Source organism: Amycolatopsis sp. NPDC004625 (assembly GCF_040609695.1).
GTDB lineage: Bacteria > Actinomycetota > Actinomycetes > Mycobacteriales > Pseudonocardiaceae > Amycolatopsis.
Window position 1 is genome coordinate 125,479 of record NZ_JBEXKX010000005.1, and the last position, 16,049, is coordinate 141,527.

Sequence of the window (16,049 nt, forward strand, 5' to 3'; positions counted from 1 at the left end):
GAAGAGCCCTACTCGGTGGCCTGAACCGCCTGGACACCGCGCTCGGCCGGCTTCAGTGTCGGGCGCAGCGCCGTGACTGCCGCCGTCGTCACCACGAGGTGCATCAGCATCAGCCCGAAGATGTTGGCCGCCGTGGCGCCCGCGGTGAACAGCAGCAGGTCCGGCACCCAGGTCAGGACCAGGACCGCGGGGACGACCACGCGCAGCGCGTGCGGCGCCCGGCGGGCGATCACGAACCAGCCCACCGTGCCCAGCAGCAGGCCGACGGCCGTGGCGGGCAGGTAGGACGCCGGGTTCAGGCCCATGCCGATTCCGCCGTCGTCGAGCGACAGGGCCCCGAACGCGATGACCGTGTTCGCCGCGGCCGCCGCCAGGAATGCGAAGCCGAGGCGCAGGGCCGTGGCCGTGGTCGGTTTGGGGGTGGTCGTCATCGCTCCTCCTTGGGTTGCGTGTTCAACCCAAACGGTAGGTTGGGTTGCGTGTTAAAGTCAAGGCGTGAGCGAAGAGGAGCCCGTGCGCTGGCTCGGCGAAGACGAACGACGGGCGTGGATCACCCTGGCCAAGGTCCTGCTCACGCTGCCGGGCGCGCTGGAAAGCCAGCTGCTGCGCGACGCCGACCTGACGCTGCTGGGCTACATGATCCTGGCCCGGCTGTCGGCCACGCCGGAGGAAACCCTGCGGATGAGCGAGATCGCGGAGATGGCCAACGGATCGCTACCCCGGATTTCGCACGCGGTCGCGCGCCTGGAGGACCGGGGCTGGGTGACGCGCAGGGTCTGCACCGGCCAGGGCCGCCGGTTCACGACCGCAACGCTGACCGACGCCGGCCGCGCGCACCTCGCGGCGTCCGCGCCCGCCCACGTCGCGACGGTGCGCCGGCTGGTGGCCGACCCCCTGGGCGAGGACTTCGTCCGGCTCGGCGACGCCGTGGCGCGGATCGTCGAAAACCTCGGGCTGCCGACGGAGCTCCTCGACGCCCGCGAGTGACGGAACGACATCGGCGGTCGCTGGACGGACGGGGGCCGGCCTCGCCCACGACCTCGTCGAGCCGGTGTTCAAGCTGCACCCGGTGCCGATCGCCTGGCGGCGGCCGAACCGCCGGGGGACGACGCGCTGCCCGTGGTGCGCGACATCGCCGAAGCCGTGCGGGGAGCCTGCCGCGTCGGTGTCGTGACCGGTCCGGCGGGCCGGCTGCCCGAGACCGGCGCACCGGTCACGGCCCGGGCCGCCCGCCGAGCGCGTCCGCGAGGGCCGACGCGATGAGGGCGACCGCCCGGTCCTCGTCCTCGCCCAGCTGCCGCAGGAGGGGGTGCGCGAGGGTCCCCGGGAGTTCGGCGAGCGCCTGGGCCACCCGGATCCGCACCGCGGCGCCCGCGGCGAGTTCCCCGGCCAGCGCGTCCAGGATCCGCTGTCCCTGACCGGGATCCAGGGCCAGCGTGCCCAGCACTTCCGCCGCTTCGACGTCGTTGGTGCCCGCGGCCACCATGGCGACCAGCACCGGGACGGCCTCGGTCGTGCCGCGCCGGCCGGCGGCCAGTGCGGCGTGCCGCCGGACGTCGCCGTCCGGGTCGTCGAGGGCGCCGGCGAGGACCGCGGTGGCCTCGTCGCCCGGCAGTTCGGCGATCGCCAGCACCGCGCGCCGCCGGACGGCCGCGTCGGCCGAGCTCATCCCGGCCGCCACGCCCGCGACGCCGTCGGCGCCCGCGCGGGCCAGGGCCCAGCGCAAAGCGCCCGCGACGTTCGGGTTCGCCTCCGACAGCACCGCGCGGGCCAGCAGCGGCACGTCCTCGATCGGGGTGAGGGCGGCCTGCTGCCGGCGTGACGGGCTGGGCGAGTCGAGCCCGTGCAGGAGCTCGACGACGTGCAGGACACCGTCCCAGCCGGCCGGCTCCGAGGCGTCGATCGCCCGGAGCCGGTCGAGCAGTTCCTGTTCCCGCCGAAGGCGGTCCTCGGTCCGCCGGACGAGGTCGCCGACCAGCGTGGCCGGGGTGAACGCCGGATCCGCCAGCGCCCGGGCGACCTGCCGCAGCGACATCCCCAGCGAGCGCAGCCCTTCGACGTGGAAGATCCGCCGGATGTCGGCCTCGGAGTACTCGCGGTAGCCGCCGACGGTGCGGCCGGTCGGCCGCACCAGCCCGAGGGAGTCGTAGTGCCGCAGCATCCGCGAACTCACCCCGGACCGGCGGGCCACCTCGCCGATCAGCACGCCGTCTCCGCGGCTCGTTCCGGCCCGAGCGCGACGATCCGCCGCGCCTCGTCGACGGCCAGGTCGAACCCGGCGTCCGGGTCCTCCAGAAGCCGTTGCGTGGCGAGGGCGTGCGCGCGTACGCCCTCGTCCGGGCTCGCCAGCCCCGGCCGCAGGGCGTCCTCGGCCACCTCGCCGAGGGCGACGAGAGCCCGGCTCAGGCTCAGCTGCACCGTCCGGTCACCCCGGCCGAGCTGCTGCGCCAGGTCCGCGGCCAAGCCGTCCCGCGCGTCGGGGGGTGCGAGGACGACCGCGGCCCGCCAGGCGCTGCGGGCGACCTCGTCGTCGGGGTCGTGCAGCACCGAGCGGGTGATCGCCGGCCACACCGTCGGGTCGCCGATCTTGGACAGCGTGTGCAGCGCCTGGCTGCGGGCCTGCGCGCGGCCGGACCGGAGCTCCGCGACGAGCCGGGGCACGGTGACCTCCGCCGGCAGGCGGGTCAGGGCCCAGGTGAGCATGTCGCGCACGAAGAAGTCCGGTTCGACCGCGCACCGGGCCACGAGGGCGCCGGCGAGCCCGGGGTCGGGCCGGGTGCCGGCGGCCAGCGCGGCCCGGAGCCGGACCGACGAATTCCCGGCACCGAGCGCGTCGAGCAACTGCGTGATGATGGTGACCACCTCCTCCCCGCAGTGAAGACCTTGTCACAGTGTCAAGGTCAAGCGCGGGGTGGCGCCGGTCATCTCCCGGCTTGGGGCGCGATCATCGAGTTGACGTCGATCGGCGACGGAATGGCGCCGAGCTGCAGGAGCAGGTCCGGGACCCGCTGCAGGCGCCGGGAGTCCAGGATCGAGCCGTAGCCCGGCAGGGTGAGCAGCTTGGCGGTGTCTTCGTCGATCTTGGCGAACCGCACCAGCAGCGGCTCGACCTTGGCCCGGTCGATCAGCGCCTCGTGGGTGGCCTTCTGCATCGCCCGCTGGAACGCGGCGAGCGTCTTCGGGTGCTCCCGCACCCACGTCTTCGTCGCGCCGTAGCCGGTCAGCGGGAAGTCCTGGGTCGCGCCGGTGTTGATGTCGACCACCGGGATCGCGCCGGCCGTCTTCGCGGCCTGCGTGACGTACGGTTCGGGCAGGTAAGCGGCGTCGGCGTCACCCTGCTCCAGCGCCGCGGCGATGTTCGGCAGCGGGATCAGCACCCATTTCACCTTGCCGTAATCGACGTTGTGGTCCTGCATCACCGAGCGCGTGAGAAGATCGGAAGCGGTGTTCTTGGCGGTGATCGCGATCTTCCGGCCCGCCAGGTCGAAGATTGTTTTCACCGGCGATTTCGGAACCGTGACGATCGCATTCGACTTCGGGTTGACCGAGGTCGCGTCGGCGACCAGTTCCATGTCGGCGGCGCCGGTGCTCCGCGCCGTGAAGAACGGCGGGTAGGTCGAGAACGCGATGTCGGCCTCGCCCGAGATCGCCTTCGCCAGCGAGGCTTGGCCGCTGGCGGCGACGACGGACTCGACGGTGAGGCCCTCGGCCTGGAAGTAACCGCTGTCCTGGGCCAGCCAGAACGGTCCCAGGTCCGTGGTGGGCAGGATGGAGACCTTCAGGGTCGCCTTCTCCAGGCTGCCGGCGGCCGGCGAGGTCTTCGAGTTCTCCGAACCGAGCGCGGCGCAGCCGGCCAGGGCCGTGACGGCCGCGAGGGCGAGGACGGCGTGGCGGGCCCGAGCACGGCCACGGCTCCTGGCGATTCCAAACACAAGGCATGCTCCTCGAAGGAGATGAGAGTCGGGTGTACCCAACAGTCCGGAAGTGCGTGATTCACTTCCCGGCATCAAGCTGGCCACTGTAGGCACCCGTTCCGCACTTGACAATGCGTGATGTGGACCGGAGGCAGGGTTTCACCAGAATGGCGGCACGGGTGCGAGAACGACGATCTTGCGCTTTACCGCCGGGTATCGGAGAGTGCTACGAATCGCGGTGGCGGAATGATCGCGGGCCACCGATTCCGGACGCGGGAACGCTTCGGCCGGGGATTCGGGCCGGGGCCGTCGCGGGGCGCCCGGCGGGGATCGCTGGTCTGGACCAGCCTGCCAGCGGCCTGTCACACAGCGTGAACTTGCCCGAACGGGTGCGGAAAACGTGCCCGAAGCCGTCGGGCGGCGCGGAAAACAACGGGACGGCGGCAAATTCGGGGAGGACGATCTGGCCCGGCCGAATCCGGCCGTCGTCACCGCCCGTATTCGCGCCGAGGTCGTTTGCGGGGCGGCGAGAGGGTGGCCAGTCGCCGTCGAAAACGTCGAACACCGGGTCGTGCCGACGCCGGGCGGGTGCGGCCGGAACGGTTTCCGGGCCGCGGATGCGTGGCCGACATCCTTGACTGTCCTGGACTTCACCGGGCGGAACCGGGCCGTCCACGCCTTTGTCCGGGCCGTCGTGACCGGGCGAAGATCTGCTGCCGCCCGGCCGGAGAATCACGCCGGGATCACGAATCGGCGCATTTATCGAATGGGATGTTTCCCCGAGCCTAAGTCTCGACTAACGGTAGAAGTTCTGCCCTGACCGGGTCCGCCCCTTGTTGGGGAACAGGTTTTACTTCTAAAATCGCCGTGTGCGACCGCTCACGGAGGGTGCAGAGCTGCTGGTCGGCCGGGACGGCGAGCTGTCCCGGCTGGTCACCTGGATCGGTGACGTCGCCGACGGCCGGGGCCGCGCCGTGCTGGTGGACGGCGAACCCGGGATCGGCAAGTCCGCGCTGGTCCGGTCCGCCTGCGTGGCCGCCGCCGAGGCGGGCTGCCAGGTGTACTGGGGCGCCGGCGACGAACTCGGCCAGGCGCTGCCGCTGCTGCCCCTGCTGGACGCCCTCGACATCACGCCGGTCACGCGGGATCCCCGCCGTGACGCCATCTCCGAGCTGCTGGGCGGCGGCGCCGTCGCGGGCAAGGGCGCCGACCTCGCCGCCGCGGCCGCCGAACAGCTGATCGCGCTGGTGGACGAACTCTGCCAGGACGAGCCGGCCGTGCTGGTCGTCGACGAACTCCAATGGGCCGACCGCACCACGGTCGCGGTGTGGAGCCGGCTCGCCCGCTCGGTCCGGCAGCTCCCGCTGCTCCTGGTCGGCGTGCTGCGCCCGGTGCCGCGCCGCGACGACCTGCGGTCGCTGTTCCGGATCGTCGGCGCGGGCGAGCGGCTGCGGCTGGGCCGGCTGGCGGAACCGGCGGTGCTCGAGCTGGTGGCCGCACTGGCCGGCGGGAAACCGGGCGCCGAACTGGCGCGGCTGGCCGACGGCGCGGCCGGGAACCCGTTGTACCTCACCGAACTGGTCGACGCGCTGGCGCGGAGCTCACGCCTGGAGGTCGACACCTCGGGCGTCGTCGAGCTCACCGGCGCGGCCACACCGGATTCCCTGCCGGAGGCGATCGCGGACCGGCTCGGCTTCCTTTCCGAGTCGACGCTGGGCGTGCTGCGGGCCGCGGCGCTGCTCGGCGTCGGCTTCTCGGTCGAGGACCTGGTGACGGTGACGAAGTCCCCGCTCGCTGCGCTGCTGCCGGCCCTCGACGAGGCCCGCGCCGCCGGGGTGCTGGTGGCGGCGGGCGACGACCTGGAGTTCCGGCACCCGCTGATCCGCGGGGCGCTGTACGACGAAATGCCGACGGCGGTGCGGATCGCCTGGCACCAGGACGCCGCGTGGGCGCTGGCCGAAGCGAAGGCCCCGGTCGAACGGGTCGCGCGGCAGCTGCTGCCGATGGTGTCCACAACGGACAGCCGGGTGCCGGTACCGGCCTGGGCCGTGCAGTGGCTGCTCGAAGTGGCCATGCCGCTGATCGGCCAGGCGCCCGTCGTCGCCGTCGCGCTGCTGCGCCGGGCGGTGCGGGACACCCCGCTCGACGACGCCGTCACCGGCGCGCTGGCCTGCCGGCTGGCCGACGCCTACTACCAGCTGGACAACATCGCCCAGGCCGAACGGATCGCCTGCCGCGCACTGGACCGCGTCCGCGACCCCGACGTGCGCGTCGACCTGCACACGACGGTCGTGCAGTGCCGCGGGCGAACCGGCCGGGCCGCCGAGTACCTGGCCGCGCTGAAGCACGCACTGGCCCACCCCGGCCTGCTGGCGCGGCACCGCGCGAGGTTGCTCGTGCTCATCGCGCGCACGCACCGCTACGTGGGGGAGATGGACACCGCGCGCCGGGTCGCGACCGCGGCCCTCGACGAACTCGGCCCGGCCGAAGACCGCTGGGCGACCGGGTGGGCGCTGCACGTGCTGAGCCTGGTCGCGATGTCGCGGGGCGAGTGGGTCGAAGCGCTGCCGTTGTTCGAGCGCGCGATGGCGATCGTGCGGGGCGATCCGGCGCTGATCGACCTCACACTGCAGCTGCGCATCAACCAGTCGGTCACCTTCGGCGCGCTCGACCGCTACCCCGACGCGCTCGCCGCCGCCGGTCAGGCGCGGGAACTGGCCGACCGCACCGGCAGCATCGCGCGGCTGGCCCAGGCGCAGAGCGCGCTCGGGCAGCTGCTGCTGGCCGCCGGCCGGTGGGACGACGCGCTGGCCGAGGTGGAGGTCGTGGCGGACGACCGCAAGGAGCCGAGCGTGGTGTGCTGCGACCACGGGGTCGCCGCGATCATCCACTTCCACCGCGGCGAGACGGCCGCGGCCCGGCGGCACCTCGACGTCGCGGCGCTGTACTCCCAGCACATCGGCGACGAAGTCGTGGAACCCCTGGTGCGGGCCCGGAGTTTCGCGTTCGAGCACGCCGGCGCCCCGGAACGGGCGCTCGCGGTGCTGACCGCCGTGCCGGCCGGCGAAGACACGGGGGAGGACCTGCTCGGGGACGCCGCCCGGCTGGCCGCGGCGATCGGCGACGTGCGGGCCGCGGCGAAGATCGAGGCCCGGGTGGGCGCGATCGGCGCCGAATCCGCAGTGCCGCACCGCCGCGCGCTCGTCCTGTACTGCCGCGGGCTGCTCGAACGGGACGGCACGATGCTGCTGCGGGCCGCCGACGGCTACCGCGACGCCGGCCGCCCGCTCTCGCGCGCCAAGGCGCTGGAAGCCGCCGCGGTCGCGTTCGCCGAAGCGCGAACGGAAGACCGCGGCTCGGCGCGGGCCGCCTTCACCCACGCCATCGACCTCTACTCGGGGCTCGACGCGCAGTGGGACGTGGCGCGGCTGCGTGCCCTGTTCCGCTCGTTCGGCATCCGCCGCGGCCCGACGGTGAAGCACCGCAAGGCCACGCGCGGCTGGGACAGCCTGACTCCCACCGAGAGCAGGATCGCCGCGCTCGTCGTCGAAGGGCTGTCGAACCCGCAGATCGCGGCCCGCCTCTACCTGTCCCCGCGCACGGTCGGCACGCACGTCTCGCACATCCTCACCAAGCTCGAGGTGCACTCGCGCATCGACATCGCCCGGGAGGCGGCCCGGCACCAGTCCGCCTCCGGCTGAGGTCACACCCCGACCTCGGGCGCGCCTCCCTGGCGGGGCAGGGAAAGCGGGGGCGCCACCAGCGACGTCGGCCGGCGCGAAACGGCGAAGTGCCCGCTGAGGACCTGGCCGAGCAGGACCGCGAGGACCAGCAGCAACGGCGTCCGCCAGGTGCCGGTGCCGGTGTGCAGCCAGCCGCAGGCCAGCACGCCGAAGCCGGCGATGAGGTACCCGAAGCCCTGGACCACCGCGGACAACGAGAGGGAACTGTCCTTGCTGCGCAGGGAAACCGTCGTCAGGGCGAAGGCGAGCGCGCCCATGCCGGTACCGGTGGCCGCGGCCCACAGCCACGGCGCGGCCGCGGGCGCGACGATCAGGCCGGTCACCCCGATGACGTTCGGCGTGGCCAGTGCGACGACGAGGAGTGTCTGGTTGCGCCAGCGGCGGGTCCAGCCCGGTACCAGCCACATCATCGGCAACCCCATGGCCATCGAGAGCGCGAGGCACGCGCCCGCGGTGGTCGGCGGGACCCCGGCGTCACGCAGGATGCCGGGCAGCCAGCCCATGACCAGGAACGTCACCGTCGAGATGAGTCCGAAGTGGATGGTCAGCGCGGCGGCGGGCGCCGCCCCGGACGCGGCCCGCGGCGACCCGAACTCGCCGGGGGTGCGCTGCCACACCTGCTGGGCCACCAGCGCCGCGGTCGCCCACACCCCGAGCGCCACGCGCCACGAGGACGACATCACGGCCGTGGGCGTGACCAGCGCACCGGCCGTGCTCCCGAACCCGAGCCCGAAGGTGAAGGCGGCGGAACCCTGTGCGAGCAGCGGCAACATGGTCCCGAGCACGGCAATGGAGAGGCAGGCGAGCGCGGTCCCGACCAGCAGTTCGACCGACCCGCCGAGCACCCGCCCGGCCAGCGAGAGCACGAGCCCGATCAGGGCGACGGTGACGGTCCGGTGCGGCCCGAACCGGCTGCACAGCCACGGAGTCGCCCACCCTCCGAGCCCGATGGCCCACAGCGGCAGGGCCACGAGCACGGCGCCGACCAGGTTCCCGGCGACCGAGATGTCCGGCAGGGCGGCACCCAGGCTGGTCACGGCGGGCCGCAGGTTGACGGCGAGAACGAAGATCACCAGGGTGGAGACGGTGGTGGTGGCACGAGACATCGCTCCTCCTCGTCGTCGAGGCCGGAGCGGTGTTAACTCCGTGAAGCAATGTTTCTCGGATGCGTGGTTTCCAGACATCCGTCAGGTGACCGATGTCCGAGGTTTTGTTGGTTTTGAACGGATCCGCGGTGTTCCGATGGCCCTGCGAATGGGCGTGCATCGGCACGCGAGGAAGCCGCCCGGCTAACCGGCCGTGGTGTAGGCGATGTCCCGGCCCGTGCGTTCCCACACGGCATCGGCGCAGTTCAGGCCCTCCGCGGACAGCTGCCGCTTGACCACCTTGAACGTCGACGTCCGGGGCAGTTCCTGGACCGTTCGCACGTACCTCGGCACCTGTTTGGGCCCCAGGTCGGGCTGGCCGGCGAGGAAGCGGCCGAACGCCGCCGGGTCCAGGGGTGCGCCGGCGGTGACGATGGCGGCCATCACCTGGTCTCCCGTCACCGGGTCCGGGACCGCGTAGACCGCCGCGTCGGTGATCGACGGGTGGCGCAGCAGGATGCGCTCGATCGGGGCCGTGCCGAGGTTCTCGCCGTCGACGCGGAGCCAGTCGCCGAGCCGGCCGGCGAAGTAGCAGTAGCCCTCGGCGTCGGCGTACGCGAGGTCGCCCGTGTGGAACCGGCCGTCGCGCAGGCGCTGCGCATCGGCTTCGGGGTCGCGGTAGTACCCGGCGAACCAGCCCGCGCCCGCCGTGTTGACCAGTTCGCCGACCGCCTCCGCGGCGTTGGCCAGCCGGCCGTCGGGGGTGAACTCGGCCGGTGGGCACGGCCGGCCGGTCTCCGGGTGCAGGATGGCCACGTCGGCGGCCGGCCGGCCCAGAGACCCGGGCGGGGTGTCGTCGGTCCGGGCGAACCCCACGCCGCCCTCGGTGGAGCCGAACGCGTCGATGACCTTGCAGCCGAAGCGCCTCTCGAACGCGATCAGGTCCGCGGCCGCGCCTTCGTTCCCGTAGACGAGACGCAGCGGGTTGTCCGCGTCGTCCGGGCAAGCCGGCGTCGCGACCACATAGGACAGTGGCTTGCCGACGTAGTTGGCGTAGGTCGCGCCGAACTTCCGCACGTCGGGCAGGAAGCCGGACGCGGAGAAGCGGCGGCGCAGGGCGATGCCCGCGCCCGCTGCCAGCCCGACGGCCCAGCCGGCCATGATGGCGTTGGAGTGGAACATCGGCATCGTGACGTACACCGTGTCCGATGAGGACAGACCGAAGCGTTGCGCGAGCATCGCGCCGGGAAACGCTATCTTGCCGTGGGTGCAGCGCACGGCCTTCGGGTCGCCGCTGGTGCCGGAGGTGAAGATCAGCATGAGCAGGTCGTCCGGCGACGCCGGGACCGGGTCGATCGGATCCTGCGGCGCCGGCCACGAACCGAGGTCCCGCACGTCGGCCCCGCCGAGGTCCAGACCGGCCAGCAGCGGCCGGTACTTCGGCTCGGCGAGCACGACCTGGCAGTCGGCGAGCCGGATGTCCCGGGCCAGGGCGTCCCCGCGGCGGGTCGGGTTGAGCCCGGCCAGCACCGCGCCGGCGAACGCGCACGCGCCCAGGAGCACCGAGAACGCCGGGACGTTGTCGGCCAGGACGCCGACGTGCGGCGGCCGGTTCGGGTCCAGTGACTCCCGGAGGCCGGCCGCCAGCCCCGCCGACGCGCGGACGTGCTCGGCCCACGACCACGTCTCGTCCTCGAACCGCAGGCCCGGCCGGTCGTCCCCGACGCGGGCCAGCAGCAGGTCGGTCACCGTCGGGACGCTCATCCACGGACCTCCCGGCAGCGACCGAAGTGGAACACGTTCTACTTCTAGCACGGTGCGGGGGCGTGGTCCACCGCGGCGGTCAGCGGCGGCCGGTGACCAGGACGACCAGGAACTGCCCGCCGCCCGCCTGGACGTCGGCGGTGACCGGCAGCCCGGGCACCAGCCGCGAGAACCGGTCCACCAGCCAGTCCGCCGCCTCCCGGGCGTCCGGCTCGGTCGGGCAGCGGGCCACCGTCTCCCGCCCGCCCTTGCGCTCCAGCCGCCCGGCCACCGTGATCAGCGGCGCCGGGTCGCCCACGTGCAGCCGGTCCGGCCAGGGGATGACCACCTTGACCGCGCCCTTGCGGGTGTTGCACCCGCGGTGCGCGAGCCGCTCGGTGAGCTTGGCCTTCCGGTCCGCGGTCCGGCTGTCGACGCTGGGCCCCCGCGGGTCGTTCACCGACATCCCGGGGTCGACCGGTTCGTCGCACACCCAGCACCGCCAGCCGTCGCGCTCGGCCACGTCATCGAGAAGGCTCATGCGCGCAACCTAGCCTGCCCGGTGGCTCTCGAGGAGGGCGGCCGGCTCCCCGGGCCGGCTGAGCGCGACGCAGTGCCCGGCGGCGATTTCGTCCGCGACGAGGCCGAGCCGCCCGGCGGCCAGTGCGCGCAGGAACTCCGGCGGGAAGCAGCGGTCCTCGCGGCCGAGCACGAACCGGGTGGGGACGTCCGGCCACGCCGCCAGTGGCCACGGTTGCGCCATCGCGGCAGGTGACGGGTGCGCCCGTTCCCGGCCCATCGCCTCGTCCGCGAGCGCGCGCGGCACGTCGTGGTAAACGGTGACGTAGGGGTCGTCGTGGGTCCGCACGGCCTCGCGGTACCCGGTGGTGCGTCCCCGGTCGCCGGGCCGTTCGCCGGGCGCCGGGATCATGGCGGCCACCAGGACCAGTAGCCGGGCGCCGAGCCGGCCGGCGACCAGCGGGGCGGTGAACCCGCCGAACGAGTGGCCGACGACGACCCGGTCCGGCCGGTCGCCGACGGCTTCGACCACCGCGTCGGCGTAGCCGGTGAGGGTGGCCGACGGGGCGTCGGGGAGGCCGGGCGCGACCACCTCGTGTCCGCGGCCGCGGAGCTGCGCGGCGACCGGGTGCCAGGACCAGCCGCCGTCGCCGGCGCCGTGGATCAGGACGTACGTGCTCACGGGATCGGCCTTTCCGTGGTTCGGCGGCGCACGGCCGGTCCGAGCGCGCGCTGGGCGGCGAAGAGCGCTAGTCCAGCGGCTGCGCAGACCGGGCCGAGCACGGTCGGGCCGGCGAGGGCGAGCAGCGCGGTCCCGCCGAGCGGGCCGAGCACCGCGCCGGCGCTCCAGGTGGCCGAAGCGAGGCCCAGGTACCCGCCGCGCAGCTCGGCCGGGGCGAGGCCGGCGAAGGTGTCGCCGAACCGGACGGCGATCCCGACCTGGCCGAGGGTCCAGACCACGACCGAGACCGCGAAACCGGCGAGGCCGTGGCTCACGGCGCCGAGTCCGGCCCCCAGCCCCACCAGCAGCATCGAGACCGCCGACACCGTGCTGCCGTCGCGGCCGGCGAGCAGCCGGACCGCCCCCGGCTGCAGGACCACCACGACGATCCCGTTCAGGGCGAGCACCGCGCCGTACGTCGCCGGGTCGAGGCCGCTGGCCGTCATCAGCAGCGGCAAGGTTGTGAACGTCTGCAGGAACACCGTGAAGTAGCCGGTGTGGACGGCCAGCAGCGCGAGCATCAGCCGGTCGCGTCGCACGACGGGCAGCAGCGCCTGCCGCGTCCGCACCGGCCCCGCCGGGCGGGTTTCCGGCACCCGGAACCAGACGATCAGCGCCGCGGCCAGCGACGTCAGCACGTTGAGCCAGAACAGCAGCCCGTACCCGTGCCGGGCCAGCACCCCGGCCGTCACCGCGGCGACCGAGAAACCGGCGTTGGCCGCCCAGTAGAGCAGCCCGAACGCGCGGATCCGCTGCGGCGCCGGAAGATCCGCCACCGCGGCCGACCCGGCCGGGCGGAACAGCTCCAGCGTCAGCCCCGCCCCGGCGGCGGCCACCCAGATGCCGGGCAGCGAATCCGCCGAGCCGAGGGCGGTGAGCGCCGCGGCGGCGCCGACGAACCCGGCCAGCATCGTGTTCCGCCGGCCGATCCGGTCGCCCAGCCAGCCGCCGAGCAGCTGGGAACCGATGTCACCGACGCCGACCGCGGCGACCACCGCGCCCGCGGTCGCGGGCGAAAGGTGCTGTGCCTGCGTCAGGTACAGCACCAGGAACGACCGCACCACCCCGCCGGCGCGGCCGACGAAGTGCGTGGCCGCGAGGGCCCGGACGAAGGGGGGCAATCCGAGGTGCGGCCGGGCGGCCGGGGCGGTCGAAGTCGTCATGGCTTCGACGCTAGGTCGGCTCGGACATCACCAAAAGCGATGATTTCCGATCGAACTGATCGCCGTGGCTTATGCTCGGACGTCATGGCCGACTACGAGCTGCGTCACCTGCGGACGATGGCCGCGATCGCCGAGGAAGGCACCTTCGGGCAGGCGGCCGCGCGGCTCGGGTACACCCAGTCGTCGGTCAGCCAGCAGGTCGCCGCACTCGAGAAGGCCGTCGGCGGGGCGCTGTTCGACCGGCCCGGCGGCCCGAAACCGGTCCGGATCACGCCGCTCGGCGAGGTGGTCCTGGCGCACGGCCGCGAACTGCTGGCGAAGGCGGCGGCGCTGACCGACGCCGTCGACCGGTTCCGCGCCGGCCACGGCCGCATCGACATCGGCACCTTCCAGAGCGTGTCGAACCTGATCCTGCCGCCCGTCATCCGCCGGCTGCTCGACGAACACCCCGGCTGCGACATCCGGCTGGCCGACGTGCCGCCGGAGGACCCCCGGATCGGCGAGCTCGACCTGCTGTTCCACGACGGCCCGGTCGGCGGGGACGTCGAGCGCACCGAACTGTTCGACGAGCCGTACCTCCTGGTGACGGCGGCCGGCGCGGTCCCGGCCGGCCCCGTCCGGGTGCGGCGGCTCGACGACGTGCCGATGGTCGCCTGGCCGCCCACCCACCACCAGCGGTGGCTGGAGCGCACGCTCGCCCGCGCCGGGGCGCAGCCGCGGTTCGTGTTCCGGACCACGGGCCACGAAACCATCCTGTCGATGGTGCGGGCGGGCATCGGCTGGGCGGTGCTGCCGTGGCTCGCCCTGCACGCGCTCGACGCGTGGTCCGACGACCAGCTCGCGATCCACGCGCTCACCCCGTCGCCGAGCCGCGAGCTGTCCCTGTACCGCCCGGCCGGGCGCACCGAGTCGCCACTGGCGCTCCGGACCCGGGAGATCGCGATCGACGTCGCCCACGATCTCGCCCGGCGAATGTGATCCGCCGCAAAAGGAGTTCGCATTCTCCGGAACAAAGATCGCGTCGATGGGCTGTCGACGAATTGTCGACGGCATATGCCAGTGTGGTGTTACGATCGTCGATCGGCTGGGGTCACGGCGAACTGCGGGAAACCGTTATGGGCGGTTCGTGCTTTTTGCTGCCCGCGAAACCGGCGGCGATCTTCGAGGAAATGGGGCGCTCGATCCGGCTTGGGGGGAGGGGCATCGATGCTGGGGAAGGCGAACGTGCCCACGGCGGAGACCGCTTGGGCGCTCAAGCGGGCCGGCTGTCCCGATCTCGCCGCGCGGCTGCACGCCGCGGTCGACGACGTGCTGGGGCGGTACGACCCCGAAGCCGGCGCTGAACACGCTGACCGGGAAATCCTCGGCCGCCTGCACGAGGTGGAGGAGTCGTGGTTGCGGGAATCCCCGCAGACCGGGCAGCTGCTGCAGATCGAACGGCCGCCCGCCGCGGATCTCCCGGGCGTCGAAGTGCGGATGTTGCCGGGCCTGACCACCTGGCTGGCGATGGTCGATTCGATTGCCGTGGTGTTCCCCCAGCGGCAGGACCGGACGGTCCTGCGCGCGCCGGCGGTGCTCGCGGTGGTCGCGTGGGCTTTCCAGCAGGCCCGCCCGGCGCCGCCGCCCGGCGTGGTGCCGCCGCAGCTGACGCAGCTGGAGGTGCGGATCCTGCGGTGCCTTTCGGCCGGTCTCAAGGACGAACAGGCGGCCCGCCGGCTGGAGATCTCGGTGCGCACGTACCGGCGGCGCGTGACGGCCCTGTGCGACCGGCTGCACGCATCGAGCCGCTTCGAGGCCGGGGTGGCGGCGGCCAGGCGCGGCCTCGTCTGAGACGCGGCGATCGCGGCCCCACCACCGGTCAAAGGCGCCGGAGGCTCCGGCTGGCGAGGCCACAAGCCGCCACGATCGCGAACCCGGCCCCGGTGAGGTGGAACATCGCCGCCGGGGACCAGCGGGCCAGGACCAGGCCGGCCAGGGAGACCGACAGCGGGAACATCGCGAAGGTCACCAGGCTGATCAACCCCTGTGCGCGGGCCAGCAACCCCGGGGGTGGCATGCGCTGGGTCGCCGTCATCACCAGGACGGCCAGCACCCCGTCGAGCGCGCCGATCAGGGCCATCGTGGCCGCCGTCGGGAGCAGGCCGCCGACGTGGGGGACCGCGGCCAGCAGGCCGCCGTTGATCGCCAGCGTGGTGACGACCAGGCGGCCCTGGCGGCGGCCGTGGGTCAGGGTGCCGGCGGAGGCGCCGCCGCCCAGCATTCCCGCTCCCAGTGCGGCCATCAGCCAGCCGTAGCCCGCCGGGCCGAGGTCGGGGCGGGTGCCGGTGAGGACCGGCAGGGCCACCTCCAGCGTCCCGCCGACCGAGGCGCCGAGCACCGCCGTCATGAGCAGGACCGTGCGGTACAGGGGCGACGAACGGACGAACCCGGACAGGGAACCGGCGGCCGGGAGGCGGCGGGCCGGCGCCGGGGTCCGGTGGATGGCCAGCAGGGCGAGCGCGGACACGGCGAACGAAACGGCGTCGACCCCGATCGCCGGCCACGGCGCCACCAGGGCGACCAGGGCGCCCCCGATCGGCGGCCCGATCACGTTGGCGAACAGGTTCGACGCGATGCCGAGGGAGTTCGCCGCCGGCAGTTCCGCGTCCGGCACGAGCGCCGGGGTGATCGAGCGGTACGCGGGGATGTGGGCGCCTTCGCAGGCGCCCAGGACGATTCCCACGACGACCAGGTGGCCGAGCGCCGGCGCCCCGCGGGCGGCGGCGACGGTCAGCGTGGTCAGCGCCGCGCACCGCGCCAGGTCGGCGCCCAGCATCACCGGCCGGGCCCCGAACCGGTCGGCCAGCGCGCCGCCGGGCAGCGCGGTGACGATGCGGGCCACCCCGAACCCGGTGAGGGTGAGGCTCAGGCCGGACGTCGCGTAACCGGCCCCGAGGATCACGAACGGGAGCGCGACCAGGTAGACCATGTCGCCGAGCGTCGACAGCGACTGCCCGGCCACCAGGATCCGGAAGCCGCGCCGCCGGAGCGGGGCGAACGGCGACGGCCGGGGCTCGACGTCCTTCGCGGGGCTGGTTTCGTGATCGGCACTCATAAACGGCCTCCTCGGAGCACGCGGGAGAACGGCGGCGGCGCGCATCGGCACGCGCCGCCGCCGGACC

General features: G+C 73.7%; 14 protein-coding genes. 4 read left to right on the top strand and 10 right to left on the bottom strand.

Annotation, left to right across the window (positions count from 1 at the left end):
- Positions 1-8 precede the first annotated feature (8 nt).
- Entirely contained in the window at positions 9-431 is a 423-nt protein-coding gene (locus tag ABZW17_RS07710; RefSeq protein WP_354810772.1) for a hypothetical protein, read from the bottom strand.
- Positions 432-495: 64 nt separating this feature from the next.
- On the opposite strand from ABZW17_RS07710, the gene ABZW17_RS07715 reads away from it, so the two are divergent.
- Positions 496-987: a MarR family transcriptional regulator gene (locus ABZW17_RS07715; protein ID WP_354810774.1), complete on the top strand. Its 492-nt coding sequence runs from the start codon at positions 496-498 to the stop codon at positions 985-987.
- A 226-nt stretch (positions 988-1,213) separates the two neighbouring features.
- Here ABZW17_RS07715 and ABZW17_RS07720 read toward each other — a convergent pair whose 3' ends face one another.
- The 3 genes from ABZW17_RS07720 to ABZW17_RS07730 are packed head-to-tail and all read right to left on the bottom strand — an operon-like array spanning position 1,214 to position 3,932.
- Positions 1,214-2,206 (bottom strand): MerR family transcriptional regulator, encoded by a 993-nt coding sequence (locus ABZW17_RS07720; protein ID WP_354810776.1) that lies wholly within the window; start codon positions 2,204-2,206, stop codon positions 1,214-1,216.
- Entirely contained in the window at positions 2,200-2,862 is a 663-nt protein-coding gene (locus tag ABZW17_RS07725; RefSeq protein ID WP_354810778.1) for a HEAT repeat domain-containing protein, read from the bottom strand. Before ABZW17_RS07725 ends, ABZW17_RS07720 begins: the two co-directional genes overlap by 7 nt.
- 59 nt (positions 2,863-2,921) lie before the next feature.
- Entirely contained in the window at positions 2,922-3,932 is a 1,011-nt protein-coding gene (locus tag ABZW17_RS07730; RefSeq protein WP_354810780.1) for an ABC transporter substrate-binding protein, read from the bottom strand.
- Between the two features lie 851 nt (positions 3,933-4,783).
- Here ABZW17_RS07730 and ABZW17_RS07735 point away from each other — a divergent pair.
- Positions 4,784-7,615 carry an AAA family ATPase gene (locus tag ABZW17_RS07735; protein ID WP_354810782.1) on the top strand — a complete coding sequence of 944 codons (2,832 nt, stop codon included), beginning with the start codon at positions 4,784-4,786 and terminating at the stop codon, positions 7,613-7,615.
- A gap of 2 nt (positions 7,616-7,617) precedes the next feature.
- On the opposite strand, the gene ABZW17_RS07740 is transcribed toward ABZW17_RS07735, so the two are convergent.
- From ABZW17_RS07740 to ABZW17_RS07760, 5 genes are all read right to left on the bottom strand, one after another.
- Positions 7,618-8,763 carry an MFS transporter gene (locus ABZW17_RS07740; protein ID WP_354810784.1) on the bottom strand — a complete coding sequence of 382 codons (1,146 nt, stop codon included), beginning with the start codon at positions 8,761-8,763 and terminating at the stop codon, positions 7,618-7,620.
- A 183-nt stretch (positions 8,764-8,946) separates the two neighbouring features.
- A complete protein-coding gene (locus ABZW17_RS07745; RefSeq protein ID WP_354810786.1) occupies positions 8,947-10,506 on the bottom strand; it encodes a long-chain-fatty-acid--CoA ligase in 1,560 nt (519 codons plus the stop codon).
- Positions 10,507-10,585: 79 nt separating this feature from the next.
- On the bottom strand, positions 10,586-11,026 hold the full coding sequence (locus tag ABZW17_RS07750; RefSeq protein ID WP_354810788.1) for a hypothetical protein: 441 nt from the start codon (positions 11,024-11,026) through the stop codon (positions 10,586-10,588).
- Positions 11,027-11,035: 9 nt separating this feature from the next.
- On the bottom strand, positions 11,036-11,686 hold the full coding sequence (locus ABZW17_RS07755; RefSeq protein WP_354810790.1) for an alpha/beta hydrolase: 651 nt from the start codon (positions 11,684-11,686) through the stop codon (positions 11,036-11,038).
- Entirely contained in the window at positions 11,683-12,888 is a 1,206-nt protein-coding gene (locus ABZW17_RS07760; protein ID WP_354810792.1) for an MFS transporter, read from the bottom strand. Before ABZW17_RS07760 ends, ABZW17_RS07755 begins: the two co-directional genes overlap by 4 nt.
- Before the next feature lie 84 nt (positions 12,889-12,972).
- Between ABZW17_RS07760 and ABZW17_RS07765 the strand changes: the two genes are divergently transcribed.
- Positions 12,973-13,866 (top strand): LysR family transcriptional regulator, encoded by an 894-nt coding sequence (locus ABZW17_RS07765; RefSeq protein WP_354810794.1) that lies wholly within the window; start codon positions 12,973-12,975, stop codon positions 13,864-13,866.
- Between the two features lie 228 nt (positions 13,867-14,094).
- Positions 14,095-14,718: a helix-turn-helix transcriptional regulator gene (locus ABZW17_RS07770; RefSeq protein ID WP_354810796.1), complete on the top strand. Its 624-nt coding sequence runs from the start codon at positions 14,095-14,097 to the stop codon at positions 14,716-14,718.
- Between the two features lie 28 nt (positions 14,719-14,746).
- On the opposite strand, the gene ABZW17_RS07775 is transcribed toward ABZW17_RS07770, so the two are convergent.
- Entirely contained in the window at positions 14,747-15,982 is a 1,236-nt protein-coding gene (locus tag ABZW17_RS07775; protein WP_354810798.1) for an MFS transporter, read from the bottom strand.
- Between the last annotated feature and the right edge of the window lie 67 nt (positions 15,983-16,049).